Annotated in this window: 22 protein-coding genes and 3 tRNA genes; 7 read left to right on the top strand and 18 right to left on the bottom strand. The window is 56.0% G+C overall.

Features of this window, described 5'->3' with window-relative positions; translation table 11 throughout:
* Nucleotides 1-45: 45 nt before the first annotated feature.
* Together cbl and nac are read right to left on the bottom strand one after the other, a co-directional pair.
* A complete protein-coding gene (cbl, locus tag ABTW00_RS08780; protein ID WP_065357644.1) occupies nt 46-996 on the bottom strand; it encodes an HTH-type transcriptional regulator Cbl in 951 nt (316 codons plus the stop codon).
* Between the two features lie 102 nt (nt 997-1,098).
* Nucleotides 1,099-2,016 (bottom strand): nitrogen assimilation transcriptional regulator NAC, encoded by a 918-nt coding sequence (gene nac, locus ABTW00_RS08775; protein ID WP_065357645.1) that lies wholly within the window; start codon nt 2,014-2,016, stop codon nt 1,099-1,101.
* Nucleotides 2,017-2,323: 307 nt separating this feature from the next.
* Between nac and ABTW00_RS08770 the strand changes: the two genes are divergently transcribed.
* A tRNA-Asn gene (locus ABTW00_RS08770) sits at nt 2,324-2,399 on the top strand.
* A 50-nt stretch (nt 2,400-2,449) separates the two neighbouring features.
* Here the strand turns inward: ABTW00_RS08770 and ABTW00_RS08765 are convergent.
* A complete protein-coding gene (locus ABTW00_RS08765; RefSeq protein ID WP_433640230.1) occupies nt 2,450-3,784 on the bottom strand; it encodes a PLP-dependent aminotransferase family protein in 1,335 nt (444 codons plus the stop codon).
* Between the two features lie 87 nt (nt 3,785-3,871).
* On the opposite strand from ABTW00_RS08765, the gene ABTW00_RS08760 reads away from it, so the two are divergent.
* Complete coding sequence (locus tag ABTW00_RS08760) at nt 3,872-4,753, top strand: DMT family transporter (protein ID WP_433640228.1); 882 nt, start codon at nt 3,872-3,874, stop codon at nt 4,751-4,753.
* A gap of 37 nt (nt 4,754-4,790) precedes the next feature.
* On the opposite strand, the gene ABTW00_RS08755 is transcribed toward ABTW00_RS08760, so the two are convergent.
* Entirely contained in the window at nt 4,791-5,732 is a 942-nt protein-coding gene (locus tag ABTW00_RS08755; protein ID WP_433640226.1) for a Gfo/Idh/MocA family protein, read from the bottom strand.
* 70 nt (nt 5,733-5,802) lie between these two features.
* Nucleotides 5,803-6,735 carry a L,D-transpeptidase gene (ldtA, locus tag ABTW00_RS08750; protein ID WP_064544411.1) on the bottom strand — a complete coding sequence of 311 codons (933 nt, stop codon included), beginning with the start codon at nt 6,733-6,735 and terminating at the stop codon, nt 5,803-5,805.
* Nucleotides 6,736-6,928: 193 nt separating this feature from the next.
* Here ldtA and ABTW00_RS08745 point away from each other — a divergent pair, with 193 nt between their 5' ends.
* The gene (locus ABTW00_RS08745; protein ID WP_064544409.1) at nt 6,929-8,377 is read left to right on the top strand and encodes an AMP nucleosidase; all 1,449 of its coding nucleotides are present in this window, start codon (nt 6,929-6,931) and stop codon (nt 8,375-8,377) included.
* A gap of 90 nt (nt 8,378-8,467) precedes the next feature.
* Here the strand turns inward: ABTW00_RS08745 and ABTW00_RS08740 are convergent.
* From ABTW00_RS08740 to ABTW00_RS08730, 3 genes are all read right to left on the bottom strand, one after another.
* Nucleotides 8,468-8,543 (bottom strand) — tRNA-Asn (locus tag ABTW00_RS08740).
* A gap of 140 nt (nt 8,544-8,683) precedes the next feature.
* Nucleotides 8,684-10,150, bottom strand: coding sequence for an EmmdR/YeeO family multidrug/toxin efflux MATE transporter (locus ABTW00_RS08735; RefSeq protein WP_065357663.1), 1,467 nt, complete (start codon nt 10,148-10,150; stop codon nt 8,684-8,686).
* Nucleotides 10,126-10,305 (bottom strand): DUF5951 family protein, encoded by a 180-nt coding sequence (locus ABTW00_RS08730; RefSeq protein WP_416374507.1) that lies wholly within the window; start codon nt 10,303-10,305, stop codon nt 10,126-10,128. Before ABTW00_RS08730 ends, ABTW00_RS08735 begins: the two co-directional genes overlap by 25 nt.
* A gap of 6 nt (nt 10,306-10,311) precedes the next feature.
* Between ABTW00_RS08730 and ABTW00_RS08725 the strand changes: the two genes are divergently transcribed.
* Nucleotides 10,312-10,387, top strand: a tRNA-Asn gene (locus ABTW00_RS08725).
* Between the two features lie 45 nt (nt 10,388-10,432).
* Here ABTW00_RS08725 and ABTW00_RS08720 read toward each other — a convergent pair.
* Nucleotides 10,433-10,951, bottom strand: coding sequence for a hypothetical protein (locus ABTW00_RS08720; protein WP_433640222.1), 519 nt, complete (start codon nt 10,949-10,951; stop codon nt 10,433-10,435).
* 124 nt (nt 10,952-11,075) lie between these two features.
* Here ABTW00_RS08720 and ABTW00_RS08715 point away from each other — a divergent pair, with 124 nt between their 5' ends.
* A complete protein-coding gene (locus ABTW00_RS08715; RefSeq protein ID WP_433640220.1) occupies nt 11,076-11,966 on the top strand; it encodes a LysR substrate-binding domain-containing protein in 891 nt (296 codons plus the stop codon).
* Between the two features lie 5 nt (nt 11,967-11,971).
* Here the strand turns inward: ABTW00_RS08715 and cobT are convergent, their stop codons facing one another.
* The 6 genes from cobT to dacD form a co-directional block, all read right to left on the bottom strand.
* Nucleotides 11,972-13,024, bottom strand: coding sequence for a nicotinate-nucleotide--dimethylbenzimidazole phosphoribosyltransferase (cobT, locus tag ABTW00_RS08710; RefSeq protein ID WP_433640218.1), 1,053 nt, complete (start codon nt 13,022-13,024; stop codon nt 11,972-11,974).
* Between the two features lie 30 nt (nt 13,025-13,054).
* Nucleotides 13,055-13,795, bottom strand: a complete 741-nt coding sequence (cobS, locus tag ABTW00_RS08705; RefSeq protein ID WP_433640216.1) for an adenosylcobinamide-GDP ribazoletransferase — start codon at nt 13,793-13,795, stop codon at nt 13,055-13,057.
* Nucleotides 13,792-14,337: a bifunctional adenosylcobinamide kinase/adenosylcobinamide-phosphate guanylyltransferase gene (cobU, locus tag ABTW00_RS08700; protein WP_433640975.1), complete on the bottom strand. Its 546-nt coding sequence runs from the start codon at nt 14,335-14,337 to the stop codon at nt 13,792-13,794. The genes cobS and cobU overlap by 4 nt, the downstream gene beginning before the upstream one ends.
* Before the next feature lie 194 nt (nt 14,338-14,531).
* The gene (locus ABTW00_RS08695) at nt 14,532-14,852 is read right to left on the bottom strand and encodes a DUF496 family protein (protein ID WP_035894853.1); all 321 of its coding nucleotides are present in this window, start codon (nt 14,850-14,852) and stop codon (nt 14,532-14,534) included.
* A gap of 201 nt (nt 14,853-15,053) precedes the next feature.
* Nucleotides 15,054-16,112, bottom strand: coding sequence for an FUSC family protein (locus tag ABTW00_RS08690; protein WP_064544396.1), 1,059 nt, complete (start codon nt 16,110-16,112; stop codon nt 15,054-15,056).
* Nucleotides 16,113-16,230: 118 nt separating this feature from the next.
* Entirely contained in the window at nt 16,231-17,397 is a 1,167-nt protein-coding gene (dacD, locus tag ABTW00_RS08685) for a serine-type D-Ala-D-Ala carboxypeptidase DacD (protein WP_433640213.1), read from the bottom strand.
* Between dacD and ABTW00_RS08680 the strand changes: the two genes are divergently transcribed.
* Nucleotides 17,309-17,563: a hypothetical protein gene (locus tag ABTW00_RS08680; RefSeq protein WP_433641134.1), complete on the top strand. Its 255-nt coding sequence runs from the start codon at nt 17,309-17,311 to the stop codon at nt 17,561-17,563. The two genes, dacD and ABTW00_RS08680, sit on opposite strands and share 89 nt — an antisense overlap.
* A 48-nt stretch (nt 17,564-17,611) precedes the next feature.
* Nucleotides 17,612-19,036: an exodeoxyribonuclease I gene (gene sbcB / locus ABTW00_RS08675; RefSeq protein ID WP_433640973.1), complete on the top strand. Its 1,425-nt coding sequence runs from the start codon at nt 17,612-17,614 to the stop codon at nt 19,034-19,036.
* Between the two features lie 108 nt (nt 19,037-19,144).
* Here sbcB and tsuB read toward each other — a convergent pair whose 3' ends face one another.
* From tsuB to plaP, 3 genes are all read right to left on the bottom strand, one after another.
* Complete coding sequence (tsuB, locus tag ABTW00_RS08670; protein ID WP_001575873.1) at nt 19,145-19,369, bottom strand: thiosulfate utilization sulfurtransferase TsuB/YeeD; 225 nt, start codon at nt 19,367-19,369, stop codon at nt 19,145-19,147.
* Nucleotides 19,370-19,381: 12 nt separating this feature from the next.
* On the bottom strand, nt 19,382-20,437 hold the full coding sequence (gene tsuA, locus ABTW00_RS08665) for a thiosulfate utilization transporter TsuA/YeeE (RefSeq protein WP_433640211.1): 1,056 nt from the start codon (nt 20,435-20,437) through the stop codon (nt 19,382-19,384).
* A gap of 191 nt (nt 20,438-20,628) precedes the next feature.
* Nucleotides 20,629-21,987 (bottom strand): putrescine/proton symporter PlaP, encoded by a 1,359-nt coding sequence (gene plaP / locus ABTW00_RS08660; RefSeq protein ID WP_001575875.1) that lies wholly within the window; start codon nt 21,985-21,987, stop codon nt 20,629-20,631.
* Between the last annotated feature and the right edge of the window lie 178 nt (nt 21,988-22,165).

Below are 22,165 nucleotides of genomic sequence, written 5' to 3'. Positions count from 1 at the left end.
TTCGAGCAGGCTTTTTGCTTTTCTGCGGTATTCACCGCAGAATCATCAAATCTGGTAATCCAGCACCGTTTCTTCCAGATCCATCGCCTGGCGCTTGATCTCTTCCAGCGACAGTCCGGCATTGCATAGCTCAATAAAACGCCAGACATAGTTCCGCTGTAGCTGACCACGTTTAAGCCCCAGCCAGACGGTGTTGGCATCAAACAGGTGATGAGTATCCAGCCGCACCAGGCTACCCGATTCCTGTGCATCGCCCGATTGCTCGGCCACCAGGCCGATACCCAACCCGAGCTCGACGTAAGTTTTGATCACATCGGAATCCTGGGCGCTGAGGACGATATCCGGCGTCAATCCCTTACGGTTAAAGGCTTCATCAATGCGCGAGCGCCCGGTAATCCCCTGGCGGTAGGTAATCAGCGGCCAGCGGGCAATCGCTTCAAGCGTCAACGGCGTGGTCTGTGTGAGCGGATGATCGGTTGGAACCAGCAGGCTGTGATGCCAGCGGAACCACGGGAAAGCTACCAGCGTGGCATCATTGCTGAGCCTTTCGCTGGCGATACCGATATCGGCGCCGCCGCTGTGCAGCAGCGCGTCAATTTCCTGCGGCGTGCCCTGAATCAACTCCAGACGCACATCTTTGAAGATTTCACGAAAAGCTTTGATCACTGGCGGCAGACTATAGCGCGCCTGAGTGTGCGTAGTGGCAATCGTCAATACGCCGGATGCATCGTTGGTAAAGAGATCGGCCAGGCGGCGAACGTTGCTGGCCTCATTCAAAATACGTTCGGCAATCACCAGCAGGGCTTTGCCCGGCTCGGTCATGCCTAATAAACGCTTCCCGCGACGAATGAAGATCTCGATCCCTAGCTCTTCCTCAAGTTCGCGAATATGTCGGCTTACGCCAGACTGCGATGTGTAGAGCATATTGGCAACTTCGGTCAGGTTGTAATCCTGCCGTGCCGCTTCGCGAATAATTTTAAGTTGCTGGAAGTTCACGCGTCACCCCGATTCAGTCAGATATGACGCTATTGTTAAAGTTTGTCGACCTGACAAACAAATAATAAAAACCAGCAACATATTCCTGAATGGAATATAAGCTTAGCTCACAAGCTGCAATTCACGGTTATCCAGCATTGGGCGGCTAACCAGCGACATCAAAATCTCTTTCACCGCCTGCGCCTGCGGCGAGAGCTGACCGCGTGCCGAAACGTTAAGCGATAAAGGCAGGCTCATTGACGGTGTCGTGATGCGCGCCATCCAGCCGTTCGCCGCACTGCATAGCGAACGCGCCGCCGACTCCGGCAGTACGGTCACGCCCATACCGCTGGCGATGGCGGCGGTCAGCGTTGAGATTGACTCAATTTCACCAATAATCTTTGCCGTTAAGCGGCGCAGCGAAAACGCTTCGTCAACGCGAGCACGTACCGCGCTATAGTCGCGGGGTAAGAACAGATTCATTTCGGCAACGGCGGTGAGATCGACGCTCTGCCCAGGACAGTCGCGAGTCCCTACCAGATACAGATCTTCTTTCAACAAAGGCTGGCTCACAATCCCCGCTAGCGGCGCACGATCGTACAGTACCGCCATATCCAGTTGACCGTTGAGCAGCTTGTCATTTAGCACCGTGCCGCTGTTTTCATGCAGATAGACCAGCACCTCCGGCAGCTCGTTACGCACAGCCTGTAGCAGCGGCATGGTGATCGAGGACGCCGCCGTTCCCGGCGCAAGGCCAATTGAAACGGTGCCGCTGAGGGTTTGCCCGACGTTATTGACCGCCAGTTGCGCCTGTTCGCACTGGCGCAGAATGGTACGGGCATGCGTATAGAGAACCTTACCCGCTTCGGTCGGTGTCACACCGCGCTTGGTACGGATAAGCAGCTGCTGGTCAAGCTCACCTTCCAGCGTTGCGACCTGCTGACTCAGTGCGGGCTGTGCGATATGCAACACTTCAGCCGCCTGGGTCAGACTGCCGATATCGACGATTTTCACGAAGTATTTCAGTCGTCTTAAGTTCATTTTTGCCTCCGGTAAGAGATCCACTGCCACGCTGGCGTTAAGTAATCGGAGGAGTTGCAAGATGCTTGCCAGTTTTTATTATCTCGCTAAAACCGGCTAAACCTATCGCTGAAGGCCTTTTTGCAACCAGTCAGAAGATTGCCCTATGCCCCATTAGGGGTAAAGATGCACTTTCGCGGTGCAAAGCGGGGAGAAAATGAGCAAGAAAGGCAAAATTGCTGAAATTGTCAGCAAACGAACTTATTCGCGCTTTTCACCCTTTGACAAGCCGTAGGGACATCGATAATATGCGCCCCGTTCACACGATTCCTCTGTAGTTCAGTCGGTAGAACGGCGGACTGTTAATCCGTATGTCACTGGTTCGAGTCCAGTCAGAGGAGCCAAATTTAGAAAAGCCTGCTTTCGAGCAGGCTTTTTGCTTTTCGACTTTCCGCTACCGACTCTGTTCATATTCAATCGCTTCGCGCACTGCCGCCAGCGCAACGCGGAGTTGAGCCATCGAGACCGAACCTAGCGCCACGCGAATTGCCTGCGGGACGTGGGTTGTCACGCAAAATGGTTCAGCGGTTGAAACTGAAATCTGCTTATCCATTAACTGCTTCGCCACCCTGTCAGCCCGACTCTCCTCGGCCAGCGGTAGCCAAAGAAACCATGAGTCCGGGTGGCTGATACACGGCAGCGGCCCCAGCACTTCGCGGGCAAGAAGCTGGCGCTGGCGAGCATCGCGCCTTTTCTGCTTCGCCAGTTGTGAAACGGTCCCGTCAACAATCCACTGGCAAACCAGCGCACTCATCAACGAAGGCGTATTCCACGTGGTTGCCCGAATAGCACGTTCAAGCGCCGGACGCCAGGCCTCCGGGCAGACGACCATCCCCACGCGTATTCCGGTGGCAACATCTTTCGAAAAGCCGCTTACATAAACCGTTCTTTCCGGCGCATAGCTCGCCACCGGCGATGGCATACGTGTAACCAGATAGGCGTAAGCTGCGTCTTCAATCACCAGCAGGTCGTGCTGACGGGCGATGGATGCCAGCCGCTGCCGCTGGCGGGCGCTCAGCACCCAACCGAGAGGGTTGTGCAATGTTGGCATGGTGTAGACCGCTCGCAGATGTCGCATCCGGCATAAACGCGCGAGCACATTGAGATCGGGGCCGTCATCGCCGACGGGAATCGCGAGCAGCTCCAGCTGATACAGTGTCGCTAGCGCTTTGAATCCTGGGTAGGTTAAGGCATCGACGGCCACCACGTCGCCGGGACGCAGCAACCCCATGACCGCAACGGCTAGCCCATGCTGAGCGCCGTTAACAATCAGCACATTCTCCGCGCGTGCGGTCAGGCCGTGAGTATTGAGGTGGTGGGCAATAATTTCTCTCTCCCCTATCCTTCCCGCGTGGGGCTGATAACGCAGGTGCGATTCAATATCCCCAACGTTGGCCAACTGGCGCAGCCCCTCACGCAGCCGATCGCCCTGCCCCGGCAGCGACGGATAGTTGAAATTAAGATCAAGTACATCTGCGGCGATCGCCTGCTGATCGATACCGTGCCCCATCGCTAATGCGATTTCTCGCACAAAGGTGCCGCGCCCCGTTTCACCGCTCACGAGCCCCATCGCTTCCAGCTCGGCGTACACGCGGGTCGCCGTCGCTAAAGAAATATGATGCTCTGCAGCCAATCGCCGATGCGTGGGTAAACGGCTTCCTGCCACCAGTTTCCCGCTGCAGATAGCCAGGGCATAAGCGTCAACCAGCGTTTTATAGCGCGCCTTCATACAATATATCCATGACAATAATTTGATTGTATCGAATATGAGAAACTACCATCGCTGCGAGAATCACTCAACGACAAGGAGCAGGAGATGAATATCGTAGGCGCAAAACAGCAGGTGCATTCCGGGTGGCTCAACGGTTTGCTGGGGGTGATCATTTTTAGCGGCTCGCTGCCGGCGACGCGAATAGCGGTACTGGAAATGGATCCGTTCTTTCTGACTTTTTTACGCGCCTCTATCGCGGGGCTGGTCGCCGTCGCGCTGCTTAAGGGATTTGGTCAGCCCAGGCCGCATCGCGGGCAAATCCTGCCGTTGCTCATTGTATCTCTGGGGGTCATTATTGGCTTTCCGCTGCTCACCGCGCTTGCCTTGCGCTACGTTACCGCCGCCCACTCGATTGTTTTTATTGGGCTGCTGCCGCTGGCGACGGCGATTTTCGGCGTCCTACGTGGCGGTGAGCGACCACGCATCGCGTTCTGGATATTCTCACTGCTTGGCAGTTTGCTCGTTGCGGGTTTTGCTCTCTTTCAAAGTGCGACGCTGTCTCTGACTGGCGATGCGCTGATGCTTGGCGCTGTGCTGGCCTGCGGTCTGGGCTATGCGGAGGGCGCAAAGCTGACGCGCGAACTCGGCGGTTGGCAGACCATTGGTTGGGCGCTGTTGATATCGCTGCCGGTAATGCTTTTAGCCGCATTTATCACTCGCCCGCCCCTGTTCGGCGCGTTTTCCCCTTCGGTATGGCTGGCCGTTGGCTATGTCTCGTTATTCAGCATGCTGATTGGTTTTATCTTCTGGTACAAAGGGCTGGCGGCGGGAGGGATTGCCGCCGTTGGGCAACTACAGCTGTTGCAGCCTTTTTTAGGACTGGCGCTGTCTGCCCTACTTCTTCACGAGGCGGTAAACCCGCAGATGATCATCGTGAGTTTCGGCGTCATCCTGTGCGTTCTGGGGGCGCGACGGTTTGCGCGATAACGCGACGCCGGCAGCATCCGGCGTCGCGAGCGGAGGATTACAGCGCGGCGTGAATCATATCCAGCACCTGCATATTGCGCACCGTCTCTTCCAGCGGAATCAGCCGCGAAGGCTGGTTGAGCACCGCGCTGGAGAAATGGCGAATCTCCGCCTGATAGCGGTCGGATTCGCTAACCGGCAGTTCGCGCACGCCGTCGGCGGTATGCAGATGCAGCGCCCCCGCATCGTCCAGGAACGGTTTATCGACAATTAGCATGCCTTTCGTGCCGATAATCTCCGCATAATTGCGGCCATATGCGTTAAATCCGCAGTGAATATTGGCAATCAACCCATCCTCGTACTGGAGCAGCGCCGAAAGATTGGTATCAACGCCCTGGTCCGTTTCGCACAGCGCTTTGCAGCGTACCGGCAGACGTCCGGTCACCATGCCGATAAAGTTCACCGGATAACAGCCCACGTCGTACAGCGCCCCGCCGCCCAGCGCTGGCTGCATTTTAATGGTATTTGGACGATCCAGCAGAAAACGGAACGAGACGTTAATATGTCGAATATCGCCCAGCGCGCCGCTTTCCAGTACCTGTTTGATCACCCGTACACGGTCGGTGTACTGATACATAAACGCTTCCATCAGCAAGCGATTATGGCGCGTCGCCGCCTGGCACATCTCCTGCGCCTCGGCGGCGGTCAGGCCAATCGGTTTTTCACACAGTACGTGCTTGCCCGCTTCGAGCGCCCGAAGTACCCACTCTTTATGCAGTGAGTTCGGCAACGGAATATAAACTGCCTGAATGGCCGGTTCGGCGAGCAGCGCCGCATAATCACCGTAGCTCTGTTCCCATTCGCCGGTTGGCAAGTCGGCCTGATGACGCGATGCGACACCGTACAGGCGCGCATTATCCGCCCGCGAAATCGCGGGAATAATCGAATTTTTGGCAATTCGGGCATAGCCCAGTACGCCCCAGTTTACGACGGTGCTCATCTCATTCTCCCTGCTAATTGACAGCAAAAAGCCCGCACGGCGCGGGCTTTGGCAATCTGCATTGTGCAATTTAAAGGGTGTTGTGCGAGACGCTAATATTCACCGGCATCCCCGAGCGACGCTCCAGTACCGATCTTGCGCGATTCACATCAACCCCCTGCCCTTCAGTAAAACTACGCAGAGCAGGCGTCATTGGCAACGGAACTTTGTTATCCGATTCGTATTCTGTGCGGTTGCGCGATAACGGCTCGTGCACCTCAACCCAACGGCTGCCGTCCGGCTCAGCGGTGTATTTCACCGGCTGATCGATAATCTGTACCCGCGTTCCCACCGGCACGTTATCAAACAGGTATTTAATATCGTCGTTGCGCAGGCGGATACAGCCCTGACTCACGCGCAGGCCAATACCGAAATTCGCATTGGTGCCATGAATGGCATAAAGCCGCCCAATATAGATGGCATACAACCCCATCGGGTTATCCGGCCCGGCAGGCACAAAAGCAGGTAAACTTTCGCCGCGCTTCGCATATTCACGACGGGTATTCGCCGTCGGCGTCCAGGTCGGCCCCTCCTGTTTACGTTCGACCGCTGTCACCCAGTTTCGCGGCGTTTCACGTCCAGCCTGACCAATACCGATCGGCAGTACTTCAACGGTATTGCTGCCCGGTGGGTAATAATAAAGTCGCATTTCGGCAACGTTCACCACGATCCCCTGCCGTACGGTGTTCGGTAAAATCAGTTGCTGCGGGATCACCAGCGAGGATCCCGATTTCGGCAGAAACACGTCCACGCCCGGGTTAGCTTCCAGCATGTTGCTCAGCCCTTGCCCGTACTGGGCCGCAAACGCCTCCAGCGGCAGCCGGTTATTCTCTGGCACGGTGATGTTCAGCGTACTGCCGACCAAACGGCTTCCCTCCGGCGGAAGCGGATAAGTGACGGCCAGCGCGCTGTGGCTAGCCGCTGTCAGAATTAACGCACACCAGAGTTTTACACGAGGTCCCATTTCCCTTTCCTCATTCACGGCAGATATCGGTTAATTATAGCTTTTTTCGCCCACCGCGCTGCTATTCCCTTTGAGCATGAAGAATATGGTTAAAGGTTAATCAGTTGTTATAAGGAAGCCGGCTAGCGCTTTTGTTTCATCATCCGCTGACATACTATCGGGAAAGCTGCAGACCTGACACAAGGAGCGAACGATGAGTAACACGGGCGTGAGTCTGACCCCTGAGCAGGCGCTGGATCAACTCCAGGCGCTGTACGATCAATCGGTAAATGCATTACGTGACGCCATCCGTCTGTTTATTGAGGATCGATCACTGCCTGGCGCCGAAGCGCGGGCCAACGGATTATTTGTCTATCCCCAGCTCTCGGTCTCCTGGAGCGGCTGCGCGCACAAAGCGCAGAAAACCCGTGCGTTTGGCCGTTTTACCCACTCCGGCTGCTACACGACCACCATCACCCACCCGACGCTGTTCCGCAGTTATCTGTTGGAGCAGTTGTCGCTGCTATATGAAGATTACGACGCCCATATTGAAGTCAGCCTGTCACAGCACGAGATCCCCTATCCGTATGTGATAGACGGCCTCAATCTCGATCGCTCCATGAGCGCCGATCTCACACGTTTCTTCCCGACGACCGAGCTGTCGCAGATTGGCGATGAAACGGCCGATGGCTTAACCCATGCCACTGAGTTCTATCCGCTGTCGCATTTTGATGCCCGCCGCGTCGACTTCTCGCTGGCGCGCCTGCGTCACTACACCGGCACACCGGTAGAGCACTTCCAGCCATTCGTGCTGTTCACCAACTACACCCGCTACGTTGATGAATTCGTGCGCTGGGGTTGCAGTCAGATCCTCGATCCTGACAGCCCATATGTATCGCTTTCCTGCGCGGGCGGAATCTGGATCACCGCCGATACCGAAGCGCCGGAGGAAGCGATTTCCGATCTGGCGTGGAAAAAGCACCAGATGCCGGCCTGGCATTTGCTCACTAAAGACGGTCAGGGAATTACGTTGATTAATATTGGTGTCGGCCCATCCAACGCCAAAAATATCTGCGACCACCTGGCGGTATTGCGTCCGGACGTGTGGCTGATGATTGGTCACTGCGGCGGCCTGCGCGAGAGTCAATCGATTGGCGACTACGTGCTGGCGCATGCCTACCTGCGCGACGACCACGTACTCAACGCCGTGCTGCCGCCGGATATTCCGATCCCGAGTATCGCCGAGGTACAGCGCGCCCTGTACGATGCCACCAAGCAGGTTAGCGGCATGCCGGGAGAGGAAGTCAAACAGCGATTACGTACCGGCACGGTAGTGACCACCGACGACCGCAACTGGGAATTGCGTTATTCGGCATCCGCACTGCGCTTTAACCTTAGCCGGGCGGTAGCCATTGATATGGAAAGCGCGACGATCGCCGCGCAGGGCTACCGTTTCCGCGTCCCCTACGGCACGCTGCTGTGCGTGTCAGACAAGCCGCTGCACGGAGAGATAAAACTGCCCGGTCAGGCTAACCGCTTCTATGAAGGGGCGATTTCAGAGCACCTGCAGATTGGCATTCGCGCCATCGACCTGCTGCGTGCTGAAGGCGATCGCCTGCACTCACGTAAGTTACGCACCTTCAACGAACCGCCGTTCCGTTAACCCCTTTCCTCGGCTCGCCATGGCGATGTCGAGGAAGTGGCTGAACGCAGAAAAGCAAAAAGCCTGCTCGAAAGCAGGCTTTTCTAAATTTGGCTCCTCTGACTGGACTCGAACCAGTGACATACGGATTAACAGTCCGCCGTTCTACCGACTGAACTACAGAGGAATCGTGTGAACGAGGCGCATATTATCGGGGTACCCCGTGGTTGTCAAAGCCTGATTTGCAGAAAATAAATCGTTTGCTGATTAAATCTGCAATCAGGCTGAAAACTGACGTTTATTGCCGATTTTACCCGCAACCCACCCTCAGGCGGCGTCTTCTTTTTTCGCTGGCGCATATTTCCACGCCCAACGCCCGGTAACCAGACGACGATAAAACAGCGTGGCACGTGCCGCCCAATCGAGGAACATCCCCATCCAGACGCCAACGACACCCCAACCGAGCAGGATACCCAGCACGTAACCCACGACCACTCGGCAGCCCCACATGCTCAGCATGGAGACCCACATGGCGAAGCGCACGTCGCGTGCCCCTTTAAAGCCCGCAGGCAGCACCCAGGAAGCCGCCCAGATCGGCATAAAGGCAGCGTTCATCCACAGCAGGATTTTCACCACCTCTTTGACATCCTCTTCATGGGTGTAGAACGACGCAAACAGCCCGGCAAACGGTGCCGTCCCCCACGCAATCACGGTAAGTACAATAGTCGACATCCAGAAGACGTGACGCAGCTGACGTTCCGCCTGCGCGAGCTGACCGGTACCAAGCCGTTTACCGGTGATAATAGTCGATGCCGATCCCAGGGCGTTACCCGGTAGGTTAATCAGTGCCGCCACCGAGAAGGCAATAAAATTACCGGCAATGACATCAGTCCCCATCCCGGCAACAAACATCTGGGTTAGCAGTTTGCCACCGTTAAACAGCACCGATTCAACGCTAGCCGGGATCCCAATCCCCATCACTTCCCAGATAATCGCGAAATTCAGTGGCTTGAAGTAGCTTTTAAGCGGAATGCGCAGAGCCGGATTGAAGCCAACCATCAGCACAATGATGATCATCACCGCGCCGATGTAGCGTGAAATGGTCAGCCCGAGACCCGCCCCGGCAAAACCAAGACCGCCCCAGCCGAAAGCGCCGTAAATCAGCACGCTACTAATCAGAATGTTAAGAATATTCATCCCGCCGTTAATCATCAGCGGGATCTTCGTATTCCCGGCACCACGCAGTGCGCCGCTGCCAATCAGCGCAATCGCAGCGGCCGGGTAGCTCAGAACGGTCAGCTCGAGATAGGTCAGCGCCAGCGCCTTAACTTCGGGCGTCGCGTCACCGGCAACGATATTAATAATTCCGGCACCAAAATAGTGAATGACCGCCGCCAGTATCGCCGCGAAGAGGGTCATGATCACCAGCGACTGTCGCGCCGCCGCACGCGCCTTGCGACGGTCCCGCTTGCCGAGACTAAACGCCACCACCACCGTTGTCCCAAGGTCAATCGCGGCGAAGAAGGCCATAATCACCATATTGAAGCTATCGGCCAGGCCTACGCCCGCCATCGCCTCTTTTCCCAGCCAGCTAACAAGGAAAGTACTCAGCACCCCCATCAGCAAAACGCAGGTATTTTCCAGAAAAATGGGTACAGCAAGGGGGGTGATTTCACGCCAGAAGAGAACTCGATAACTTTTGCGTTTTTGATACCAGGGCGTACGCGAGACGGCCTGGCGAAGCACGGCGGTGACGTTCAAAATGGACCTTAGATCTGAAAGTTGAAACTCCATTTCAAATGATGAGGGAGAATCACCGATCCTGCAAAACATTTTTCCTTAATTTTTGTCTGGAATGGCGACAAATTGTTGATGGAATAGGCAACTGCACCACAAAGCGGTAATTGGGGTTTGACAAAAGTTTTTTCGCCGCTAAGATACGACTCCACAACGATTCCTCTGTAGTTCAGTCGGTAGAACGGCGGACTGTTAATCCGTATGTCACTGGTTCGAGTCCAGTCAGAGGAGCCACATTTTAAAATCCCGCTTAAGGAAACTTAAGCGGGATTTTTGCTTTTAACGCTTTTCCTGTTCCGCAATCCGGACCAGTAGAGCCCCCAGTAAGGCGAGATCGATGGGTAACGCAAAAGCAAAGACGTACCCCATCAATCCCGGTGCTGTACAAGCCTGAATCAGTAAAACGGTCGTCAACGCCACAACGCAACTTATCGTCGTGCCCGTTCGTTTCTCAACAACGTACCGACCGTGAGCGAGCCCCAGCCCCACACCGCCGATGAGAATACCGGGTAACAGCACGTTTCCTATATGACCGTTCAGAATTGTCAGCAGCACCAGCAACCAGCCCGCGGCGGCCAGTAGAAAGCCGTGACGCGCTATCCCCCGCTGACGTGCCAACATGACCCCCAGACCGATGCTCACAGCCAATGCGGTCAACAAGATCATGCTGCTCCCCACTCCAACCATTGTCGCCATTTTCAGCAACAAGCCACCCGCAGCGGTCCCGGAACCTAGCGCAATGGCGCGTAGCGCACCCGCTTCGCTCGGCAACGTAGCGTTATGTATCTCTGTACTCATTTTCGACTCCCGACATCATCATGAGAATAATTCACTTCTCGCTTTACATGCCGGGTAGCCTACGCCCTGTATAATGGCTTAAACAAACGCATAGTTTTCAGCTATAGATGAGAAAAACTCAGGCATGAAAAAAATACGCCTCCCGCCGCTTGGCGCGCTGCGGGCGTTCCACGCAGTCGCCGAAAGCCAGAGCTTTAAACGGGCCGCCGACACGCTGGGTGTGAGCGCCACGGCAGTCAGCCATCAAATCAAACTTCTGGAGTCAGTGCTTGGGTGCCGGGTCTGCGAGCGCAGCGCACAGGGCATGAGTCTGACGGAAAGTGGCCGAGTGCTTTATGCAGGCACTCAGCGCGCCTTTGCCGCACTCGAAGAGGCCACAACACAGGTACTTCGCGCTCAGCAGCCGCCCTCGCTGACGGTCACCACCACGTCCAATTTTTTAACCCACTGGCTGGTGCCGAGGTTGGCGGACTTTAAAACGGAATTCCCGGCCATAGACCTGCGCCTGCACACCAGCGTCGAGCGCGTCGATCTCAGCCAGCGTACCGTAGACGTGGCAATTCGCTACCGCGAGACGCCGGAAGCGGCGCTGCACTGCACGCTGCTGTATACCGATCGCTTTATCGTCGTCGCCAGCCCGGCACTGAACATACGCCAGCCGGAGGATTTACAGTCAGTCACGCTGTTCCACGTCGAAAACCGCCGCGTCCCCGCCGATGAACCCAGTTGGGAACACTGGCAACAGCGCTACGGACCTGCGGGCTTAAATATCCATGCTGGATTGACCTTCAGCGATGAGACGCATGCGCTACAGGCGGCAGTCGCGGGCCAAGGGGTGGTGATTGCCAGTGAGTTGCTGGCGAGAGATTTGTTACAACGTGGCGTGCTGACGGCGCCGTTCAACATGACGTTGCCCGGCGCAAACTACTATCTGGTGGCGACCGAAGAAACCGCGCAGCGCCGGGATATTGTGACGCTGCGGGAATGGTTACTTCGCCAAATGATAGCGAAGTAAGAACCTTATACCGGCAGGACGATATTGCTGCCCGCCAACGTGCCCATGCGGTTGTACATGGCGCAAGCCGATTCCACGATATGCATCGCCATCGCCGCGCCGCTGCCTTCACCAAGACGCATCTCCATGTGCAGATACGGCTCAAGCTCCAGATGCGCGAGCGCGATGCGCGCGCCCTTCTCGGCGGAGAAGTGCGAAGGGATCAGATACGGCTTCACGCCAGGCGCAATCCGACAGGCGGCCAGCGCCGACGCGTAGGACAAGAAACCATCCAGCACCACCGGCAGGCCACAGGACGCAGCGCCGAGCATCACGCCGGTCATTCCCAGCAGGTCATAGCCGCCTACTTTCGTCAGCACGTCAAGACCATCGTCGGCGTTCAGCTGATTCACAGCGATAGCGCGGCGAACGACCTCAACTTTATGCCCCAGCTGCGTCTGCGGCAGGTTTGCGCCTACGCCTACCACCGCTTCCGGCTCGCTGTCGGTGAGCACGCTCACCATCGCCGCTGCCGGGGTAGTATTCGCCATGCCCAACTCGCCCACGCCAAACAGCGTCACGCCCTGCTCTGCCAATTGGCGCGTATAATTGATGGTCGACATCAGTACCGACTGCGCCTGCTCGGCACTCATCGCCGGACCCTGCGCAATATTGCCGCTGCTGCGCGCGACCTTCATATCAATAAGGCCGGGAATCGGATCGGCATCAATGCCGACATCCATCACGTGTACGTCGGCACCGACCTGTGCCGCCATCACGCAGACGCCGGTGTTGTGGCGAGTCATATTTGCCGCCTGAATTGCCGTGACAATCTGAGGAGAGACCGCGACCCCTTCATGCCAGACGCCGTGGTCAGCGCACATTACGAGGATGGCTTTCTTCGCCACCTGTGGCGTGCCGTGCAGCCCCGGCATACCGGCCAGTTGTACCGCCAAAGATTCCAGCCTTCCAAGACTGCCGGTGGGTTTTAGCAGCCCATCAATATGTTGCTGTGCTTGCGCCATCGCGGCGTTATCGACGTCAGGAATCGCCGCTAATAATGAAGCCAGTGTTTGCATGATTTATTATTTACCCCGTTGAACGCTGGCTTACAGTAGCGCCAGCAAGAAAATCACTTCGCCTAGCTCAATTGCCGCCCCCAACGTGTCGCCGGTTTGTCCGCCGAGCGTGCGTTTCAGCAACAGGCCTAAAATAAAGACGCCAATAAACGCCACCAGCAACGCACGCAGGCCATGCACACCCAGCATGGCGGTAACCAGCGCACCACCGATGACCAACGTAACCCAGGTCTGGCGGAAGCTGATTTTGCCGATAAACAGGTTACCTAGCCCCTCTTCCCGCGCATAGCGATGGCGGTACATCATCAGCACCGACGCGGCACGCCCGGCAATACAGGCACCGGCAATGGCGGCCAGCATCGGCGTGTCGCGCAGCGCCAGTTCGCTGAGGGCCAGCACTTTCGCCAGCAGCACAAAGATCAGCGCCAGGCCGCCGTGCGTACCGAGACGGCTGTCGCGCATAATTTCCAGCATCTTTTCACGTCGGCGTGCGGAGAAAATACCGTCGCAGGTATCCGCCAGCCCATCCAGATGGAAGCCGCCGGTCAGCAGCGCCAGCGCCAGTACGGCAAAGAACGCCGCCAGTGGGATGCCACACCACGCCTGGACGATGATAAACACCAGCCCACTCAGCGCGCCAAGCAGCAGCCCAATAATCGGAAACGTAATGACGCCGCTGACATAGCGGTCCAGATCCAGCCCCTGTGACCAGCGCTGCGGCACCGGCAGACGGCTCATAAACGAAAGTGTGGCGAAAAACAGTCGGCTCATTTTATTTTGACTCCAATCCCTGATACCACCAGCCAGACGTCATCTGCCGCCTGCGCCAGCTTTTGGTTCACGCGCCCGGCGATATCGCGAAAATGCCGGGCCAGACGATTCTCGGGCACGATGCCCATCCCCACTTCATTGGTGACCAGCACCACTGGCGACGGGCAGGCTCGACAAGCCGCTATCAGCGCGTCGATTTCGGCGTTAACTTCGTGTTCCAGCGCGTCGAAGTCCCATCGCTCAATCTCGTCCGGGTTGCCCGAGGCAAAGAGAATGTTGGTCACCAGCGTTGTGATGCATTCCAGTAAGATGGCTTCGTTGGGATCGTTGTGGGGGGTAATGATGTCGGCAAGATGTTGCCAGCGTTCTTCGGTGCGCCAGTGCGCGGGGCGACTATCCCGATGATGTTGAATACGCTCGGCCATCTCGGCGTCGAAAATCTGCGAGGTGGCGATATAGCAAACCTGAGGATACTGGCTGAGTAACGATTCAGCGTGGCGGCTCTTGCCGCTGCGTGCGCCGCCGGTCACCAGCATCATGATTGCGCTTCCTGATGTTGCTGCATGGTTAGCGAGATCCTTTGATATCAATATGTTCCCACATCACTGTGGCTAATATATCAAACACAGAGCTTTATACTCCGCATTGCTCGCGATGTCACTGAGGTTGTGGCGGTAGGAAGAAAGGAAAACGGAATTGACCAGGTGACGGCAGCGCCGCCACCCGAGAATGACGGTTACTCGCCTTTCTGCTCGCCCATCACTTTGAGTTTCTTAGAGATGTCGCGGCGTTCTTTAGACAGTTCAGCATTTTTGATGATGTAGTCATCAACGCGATCTTCATAGTCGCCTTTCATGCTGGCAATAATGCCCTGAATAGCTTCAACGCTCATGCCCGGTTTGATGTAGTCGCTGAGGTTGTCCAGCAGCAGGACACGCTTCTGGTTGTCACGGATCTTTTTCTCAACGTCCTGGATTTCGCGCTGCAGTTTGTTCTTACGACGGAACAAACGTACAAACTCCAGTACGTCCTGAAACGAAGGTTTCGTGGTTTCCATTTTTATACCCCTGATAGTTGAGAGTCGGATTCGTTAAAACAACGGCTACACGATAAGGTACACATTACTGATATCCCCTTCAACCAGTATGACTTCGCGTATCACCGTTGCGGCAAACAATCATTTTTGCTTTGGGTTCATCATAACCCTAAATCCAGCTGAATCGAAACAACCAGACGCAAAACCCTGCGCATCTGCCTTTTATTTACGCAATGCGCGGCACATCAGGCTGGAGAGTAGCTCCAGTTGACGCGCCAGTTCCATGCTCAGCCAAACGTAGCCATGAATCGGCGTTTCCGAAAGGTTATCGCCCTTGTAGTCGTTCACCAGCTGGCGCAGTTCGGCGACAATGTCGTTGAGCTTCTCGCTGTTGGCCTTAATGGGGCGCGGATTACCTTCATACAACGCGTGGGCGATGGAGAGCAGCGTTTGCTGCGTCATGGTCTGGGTTTCGCGCAGCGTCTGGGCGTTGAGCATCAGCAGATGGCTTGGGCGGGTCGCCCAGTGGGCGTTAATTTGCAGCTCCAGCATACACACCAGATTGCGGCTCACGGTCTGGATCGCCTCAAAGATGCCTTTGTGAATGTGCGTCTCTTTGCTGGCCGGGGTAATCAGGCCGCGCATTTTCACCACGTCGTTGAGTACCGTTTGCAGGTGTTTTTCCAGCCTCGGCCGCTCAATCAGGTTCGGCGACAGGCCCGCCTGATAGATGCGGTTAAACTGGGTAACGAAGGTGGCCATCTGGATACGCCAGTGGATAAACGCCCGCTGCGGCCAGATACCGGTAAATAGCATCGCCAGCAGACAGCCGAAAATGACGTCGCCGCTTCGCCACAGCGCGGTGGTCATATCGCCCGGCGGCGCGCCCACCACCACCCCCAGCGTGATGCCAATCAGCAGCGCCTGATACGGTTTCTTACCCAGCGCCAGCCAGCCGCAGAGGAACATCGCCGCCGCGCACCAGATAATCATCAGCGGCAGTGAGATAAGTTCCAGCTTGAGGGCGACCAGACCCAGCGCGGAGCCAAGTACCGTACCGCCAATCCGCTGGAAGGCTCGCGGAACCACGTTGCCCCAGAACGAAATCGGCCCCATGACCACCACCAGCGTGATCAACGGCCAGGAGCCGTCAGGAATGCCAAGCAGGCGGACGATAAGAAACGTCAGGACAAAAGCCAGCGCAATGCGTGCGCCGTGCACGGTACGATAGTGTCGATATAAGCGTATTTCAAACGGGCTGAGTGACTTATCCGGACGCACACCCACTCTCCACAAAAAACGAAAGGGCAAATTGTACCTGCTCCGCCAGGCAACGACCACCGGGAGCGCAAAAACGCCCCTGAAAAGAGGGGCGCTAATCGATAAAATAGAGTTTACATCAGGCTTTGTGATGCAGGTAATCGCTTAAGCGCGAGAACAGCCCGCCTTTGCCAACGCTCTCCAGCGTCACCAGCGGCCACTGCGCCACCACTTTATCGCGGTCGAGCAGTTGAATTTCCCCCACCCGCTGATGGGCGGCCAGCGGCGCTTCCAGCTCTTTTTTATCCAGCACGTATTTGGCTTTAATATTTGGCACTTCGGCTTTCGGCAGCGCTAACCAGAAATCCTGATCGGTACCGAGGGCAATCTTCTCTTTATCGCCATACCAGATACGCTCGGTACCGACTTTTTTACCGTTTTGCAGAACCTGCACGGTATCAAAGTTTTGCTGACCCCAGCGCAGCAGCGTACGCGCCTGCTCCTCACGCCCTTTCGGGCTGTCGGCGCCCATCACGACGGCAATCAGGCGACGCTGACCGTCCACCGATGACGCGATCAGGTTAAACCCTGCGCCGGAAGTATGCCCGGTTTTCAGCCCGTCGATGTGCATGGTTTTTTCCCACAGCAGGCCGTTACGGTTCTGCTGGGTAATACCGTTCCACGTCAGGCTCTTCTCGCTGTACATATGGTAGAACTCAGGCTCACCATGAATAATCGCGCGTGACAGCACTGCCAGATCGTAAGCCGAACTGTGCTGGCCCGGCGCATCAAGGCCGTGAACGGTTTCAAAGTGCGTGTCTCGCAGATTCAGCTTCTGCACGTAGTCATTCATCATTTTGACGAACTGCGGCTGGCCGCCGGCCACGTAGTCCGCCAGCGCCACGCAGGCGTCATTGCCGGAATCAACAATCAGGCCACGGCTCAGATCGCGAACCGAAACGCGGTCGCCCGCTTTCAGGAACATAAGCGATGAACCATTAAACACCGGGTTAGCCGCCGCCCAGGCATCGCGCCCGACGGTGACGATGTCATCCGGCGTAATACGATGGCTGTCGATCGCCCGATCCACCACGTAGCCGGTCATAAGCTTGGTCAGACTGGCCGGATTGCGCTGCTGATGTTCATTACCTGCGGTTAAAATCTGCCCGGTTGTATAATCCATAAGTACCCACGAACCGGCTTTAATGGCGGGCGGGGTGACAGCAGGCATTGCGACATTGTCGGCAAATGCACACGAAACGCTCGAAGCGAGCAAAGAAACGGCAACAAGAAAACGGGCTTTCAACGGAACATCCTCAACTTTTACAAATTCGCCGTCCTTTTTACGGAAGTTTGTGCCTCATGACAGGGCTAAATTGCAAGAAAATATGACATATCTCTATTTTCCCACAAAAAAATCCCCTGCGTGTCGGATTCCAGAAACGGTTGTGGCGCTTCTGATGCCAGGCTAAATCGTTTACCATGGGTATTCAATGCCATACACGGACACAGTTAACGCCATGCAAGAGACCTCCAGCGCGCCGGGATTCCTGTTTCACGACTATGAAACGTTCGGAACCAGTCCTTCCCTCGACAGACCCGCGCAGTTCGCCGCTATTCGTACCGATAAGGACTTCAACATCATCGGCGAGCCGGAGGTTTTTTACTGTAAGCCGGCGGACGACTATCTGCCGCAGCCGGAAGCGGTGTTAATTACCGGCATCACCCCGCAGGAAGCGCGCGCCAAAGGCGAGAATGAATCGGCATTTGCCAAACGTATTCACGATATTTTCACGGTGCCGGAAACCTGCGTGGTGGGCTACAACAACGTCCGCTTTGATGATGAAGTGACGCGCAATATTTTCTACCGTAACTTTTACGACCCTTACGCCTGGAGCTGGCAAAACCGCAATTCGCGCTGGGACCTGCTTGACGTGATGCGCGCCTGCTATGCCCTGCGCCCGGACGGCATTAACTGGCCGGAAAACGATGACGGTCTGCCGAGCTTTCGTCTGGAGCATTTAACCAAAGCCAACGGTATTGAACACAGTAACGCCCATGATGCGATGGCCGACGTTTACGCCACCATCGCCATGGCGAAGCTGGTGAAGACCCAGCAGCCAAAGCTGTTTGATTATCTGTATGCCTACCGGGGCAAGAACAAGCTGATGACGCTGATCGACGTCCCGCAGATGAAGCCGCTGGTGCATGTCTCCGGGATGTTTGGCGCCTGGCGCGGAAACACCAGCTGGATTGCGCCGCTAGCCTGGCATCCGGATAACCGTAACGCGGTGATCATGGTCGATCTGGCGGGCGACATCGCTCCGCTGCTCGAGCTGGACGCCGATACGCTGCGCGAGCGTCTGTATACGCCGAAGGCCGAGCTCGGCGACAGCTCGCCGATTCCGATTAAGCTGGTGCATCTGAATAAGTGCCCGGTACTGGCGCAGGCCAATACCCTGCGCCCGGAAGACGCAGACCGCTTAGGCATTAATCGACAGCACTGCCTGGATAACCTGAAACTGCTGCGTGATAACCCGCAGGTGCGCGAGAAGGTGGTGGCGATTTTTGCTGAAGCCGAGCCGTTTGTTCCCTCGGACAACGTTGACGCCCAGCTTTATAACGGTTTCTTTAGCGACGCTGACCGGGCAGCGATGAAAATCGTGCTGGAGACTGAGCCGCGCAATCTGCCGGCGCTGGACATTACCTTCGCCGATCCGCGTATTGAGAAGCTGCTGTTTAACTTCCGCGCGCGCAACTTCCCCGGCACGCTGGATGAAAATGAACAACAGCGCTGGCTGGAACATCGTCGACAGATCTTCACCCCGGAATTTTTACAGGCCTACGCGCAGGAGCTGGAGATGCTGTACGGGCAGTATGAAGGGAATAATGAGAAGCTGTCGCTGCTGAAGGCGCTGTATCAGTACGCGCAGGAGATTGTGTAAGCGAAAGTCGGCCTGATAGCCAAAGCGCTATCAGGAAAATACGGCCCCGATTGCCGGATGGCGGAATTGCCTTATCCGGCCTACCGGCATCGGGTCATGCAAATAGCATTACTTCTGTACGGTAATCGTCCATGCGGCATCGCCAGACTGCTGATAGTCGGTGACCGTAAAGCCCTCTTCCGCCGCCCACTGTGGGATGGCTTCCGTCGCCTGAGTACAGTCGAACTCAATCACCAGCTGGTCGCCGCTGGCCAGTTCCGCCATTGCCGCCTTCGCTTCAATTAACGGGAACGGGCAAACCTGCGTGACTACGTCCAGTTTCTTCACAACCATTTTTTCTACTCCTTAAGCCGTTGCGGTTTTCAGTTTTGCTTTCCGCTGCGGGCGAACATACAACATCCACGACGCGCACCACACGCCGAGAATCATAAACACCAGGCCAATCCAGCCCTGCCAGGTCATCATCGCGGTCATCACCAGACCGTTGCCGATCGAGCAGCCTCCGGCAATGCTGGCGCCAAAGCCCATCAATACGCCGCCACCCGCGCTGCGCAGCGTAGTGCTGGCATCAGCAGCACGGACGCGGAATTCGCGGCTGGCTTTCGCGGCGATAAACGAACCGATAAAGATCCCCAGCACCAGGAAGACGCCCCAGTTGAGGTACTTGCTGTCGCCACCTACCAGGAACTGCAGAATATTGGCGGTCGGCGAGGTGATACCGAGGCCAAACATGCGCCCGGTGGCCTCGCTCAGCGGCCAGGCCAGCAGTGCGATAAGGCCGATCAGAATGGCGGTGACAAACGGATGCCAACGCTTTTCAAATAACAGATGCGCCAGACCGGTTCGGCGCGGCGGCAGAGAAGCCACCTTGAGCTTCGGTTTGCTCAGCTCTTTGCGTACAAACCACAGCGTCACCGCCACCAGCAGAACGATAATCGGCCAGACGGAGATATTCAGCGTTTCGGCAATGCCGTTGTGGGCGGTCGTGTGTTGACCGAGGAATTTGTTGAGCCCCGCGGCGTGCGGTGAACGCATGATCGCGCTCATCACCATATAGGTAACCAGCGCAATCCAGCTGCCAATCAGCCCTTCCCCGGCGCGATACCAGGTGCCGGTAGCACAACCGCCCGCATAAACGATACCAATGCCGAAAACGAAACCGCCAACCACGGTGCCCAGCCACGGGAACGCGCCCGCGTCATACTGCACCACGCCTAGCTGAATCAGCGCAAAAACGCCGATGCTCTGAATACAGATAGCAATCAACAGCGCGTAAAACATGCGGTTATTTTTGCTGATATACATATCGCGAAAGCCACCCGTCAGGCAGAAGCGACCGCGCTGCATAACGAATCCCAGTAGGGCTCCGCAAATTATCCCACTTATTATCATGTGCCACATAAGAATCAATTAACTCAATATTATCAGTCTTAAAATTATTCCTGACCCCGCCGGAGGGCTCCAATAACCAAAAGCTCTATATTATTCCCAGCGGTTATTAATATTGATTTTTTAATCACTCCATAAACTTAAGGCAAAAAAAAACCGGAGGCCCAGACCTCCGGTTTTGCAACCATCGTTTTTAAATTCAGTTATGCAACATCTTCGTACTGCGGAACCGGGTTGCGGAAGCTCTTGGTCACACAGGCCAGGTAGATCAGACCGATACCGGCCCAGATCAGGCCCAGAACCATAGAGCTCTCTTCCAGGTTCACCCACAGTGCGCCAACAGTCAGCGCGCCGCAGATCGGCAGGAACAGGTACTGGAAGTGATCTTTCAGTGTCTTATTACGCTTCTCACGGATCCAGAACTGAGAGATAACGGACAGGTTCACAAAGGTGAACGCCACCAGCGCACCGAAGTTAATCAGCGCCGTTGCCATCACCAGGTCGAAGTTAATCGCCAGCAGCGCAATCGCGCCAACCAGGATGATGTTCATCGCCGGGGTACGCCAGGTTGGATGCACGTAGCCGAAGAAGCTTTTCGGGAACACGCCATCACGACCCATCACGTACATCAGACGCGCCACACCCGCATGCGCCGCCATACCTGAAGCCAGCACGGTAATGGTGGAGAAGATCAGCGCGCCAACCTGGAAGGCTTTACCCGCCACGTACAGCATGATTTCAGGCTGTGAGGCGTCCGGATCTTTGAAGCGAGAGATATCCGGGAAGTAGAGCTGCAGGAAATAGGTGGAGAAGATAAAGATCAGACCACCAATCAGCGCCGTCAGGAAGATAGCACGCGGAATCACGCGCTCAGCGTCTTTGGTTTCTTCAGACAGGTTGCTGATACCGTCAAAGCCGGTAAAGGAGAAGCACAGAATCGTGGCCCCGGTAATCATAGGGATCACGTGCGCATCACCCGACCAGAACGGACGGTTGCTTGCCAGCGTACCGGCACCTTCGCCGTGCGCCACGCCGTAAATCACCATACCCAGGATCACGGCAATCAGGACCACCTGGAACACCACGATCACGGTGTTGAAGTTGGCGACCGATTTGATGCTGCGCAGGTTAAAGGCGGTCATGAAGGCAACCAGCGCAATCACGAATACCCATGACGGTATCGACGGCACCAGCGCTTCGAAATATATTTTTGCCAGCAGAATGTTGATCATCGGCGCGAACAGATAGTCGAGCAGCGAAGACCAACCCACCATAAAGCCAACGGTCGGGCTAATGGATTTCTGGGCATAAGTGTAGGCAGAGCCCGCCGAAGGATAGCGGCGCACCAGCTTACCGTAGCTCAGCGCGGTGAACAGAATCGCCACCAGAGCGAAGGCATAAGCTGTTGGCACGTGACCATCGGTCATGCCAGATACGATACCGAACGTATCAAACAGCGTCATCGGCTGCATATAGGCCAGGCCCATCATAACAACCGGAATAAGCGTAAGCGTTTTACGTAATTCCACGCGAGAGGTGTTTGGAGTAACGTTATGCGACACGGTCAGTCTCCATTACGGCGATGGCCGGCGCAAAATTGAAAAATTGCCCCATTTTTTTTCTGTTTCCTCAGCGACAACGACTGTCGTTTTTTAAGTAAGTATCTATCCGGTACGAAGCCCGGCCTCTTTAATTTGATGGTTGTTTTGATGTAAAAAAAATAACCGACGCGGCAAGCAC

It is taken from the genome of Kluyvera georgiana, from assembly GCF_050990895.1.
Taxonomy (GTDB): Bacteria; Pseudomonadota; Gammaproteobacteria; order Enterobacterales; family Enterobacteriaceae; genus Kluyvera; species Kluyvera georgiana.
Note: the sequence above shows the minus strand (reverse complement) of the source record. Positions and strands in the feature narration are given on the sequence as shown.

Bases quoted from the DNA above. Each gene is read 5' to 3' on its own strand.
- sbcB (WP_433640973.1), top strand. From the start codon at position 17,612: ATGCAAGAGACCTCCAGCGCGCCGGGATTCCTGTTTCACGACTATGAA.
- ABTW00_RS08755 (WP_433640226.1), bottom strand. From the start codon at position 5,732: ATGAGCACCGTCGTAAACTGGGGCGTACTGGGCTATGCCCGAATTGCC.
- ABTW00_RS08735 (WP_065357663.1), bottom strand. From the start codon at position 10,150: ATGGAGTTTCAACTTTCAGATCTAAGGTCCATTTTGAACGTCACCGCC.
- tsuA (WP_433640211.1), bottom strand. From the start codon at position 20,437: ATGTGGCACATGATAATAAGTGGGATAATTTGCGGAGCCCTACTGGGA.
- cobS (WP_433640216.1), bottom strand. From the start codon at position 13,795: ATGAGCCGACTGTTTTTCGCCACACTTTCGTTTATGAGCCGTCTGCCG.
- ABTW00_RS08760 (WP_433640228.1), top strand. From the start codon at position 3,872: ATGAATATCGTAGGCGCAAAACAGCAGGTGCATTCCGGGTGGCTCAAC.
- nac (WP_065357645.1), bottom strand. From the start codon at position 2,016: ATGAACTTAAGACGACTGAAATACTTCGTGAAAATCGTCGATATCGGC.
- ABTW00_RS08745 (WP_064544409.1), top strand. From the start codon at position 6,929: ATGAGTAACACGGGCGTGAGTCTGACCCCTGAGCAGGCGCTGGATCAA.
- ABTW00_RS08715 (WP_433640220.1), top strand. From the start codon at position 11,076: ATGAAAAAAATACGCCTCCCGCCGCTTGGCGCGCTGCGGGCGTTCCAC.
- ldtA (WP_064544411.1), bottom strand. From the start codon at position 6,735: ATGGGACCTCGTGTAAAACTCTGGTGTGCGTTAATTCTGACAGCGGCT.
- ABTW00_RS08720 (WP_433640222.1), bottom strand. From the start codon at position 10,951: ATGAGTACAGAGATACATAACGCTACGTTGCCGAGCGAAGCGGGTGCG.
- ABTW00_RS08695 (WP_035894853.1), bottom strand. From the start codon at position 14,852: ATGGAAACCACGAAACCTTCGTTTCAGGACGTACTGGAGTTTGTACGT.
- tsuB (WP_001575873.1), bottom strand. From the start codon at position 19,369: ATGGTTGTGAAGAAACTGGACGTAGTCACGCAGGTTTGCCCGTTCCCG.
- ABTW00_RS08765 (WP_433640230.1), bottom strand. From the start codon at position 3,784: ATGAAGGCGCGCTATAAAACGCTGGTTGACGCTTATGCCCTGGCTATC.
- cobT (WP_433640218.1), bottom strand. From the start codon at position 13,024: ATGCAAACACTGGCTTCATTATTAGCGGCGATTCCTGACGTCGATAAC.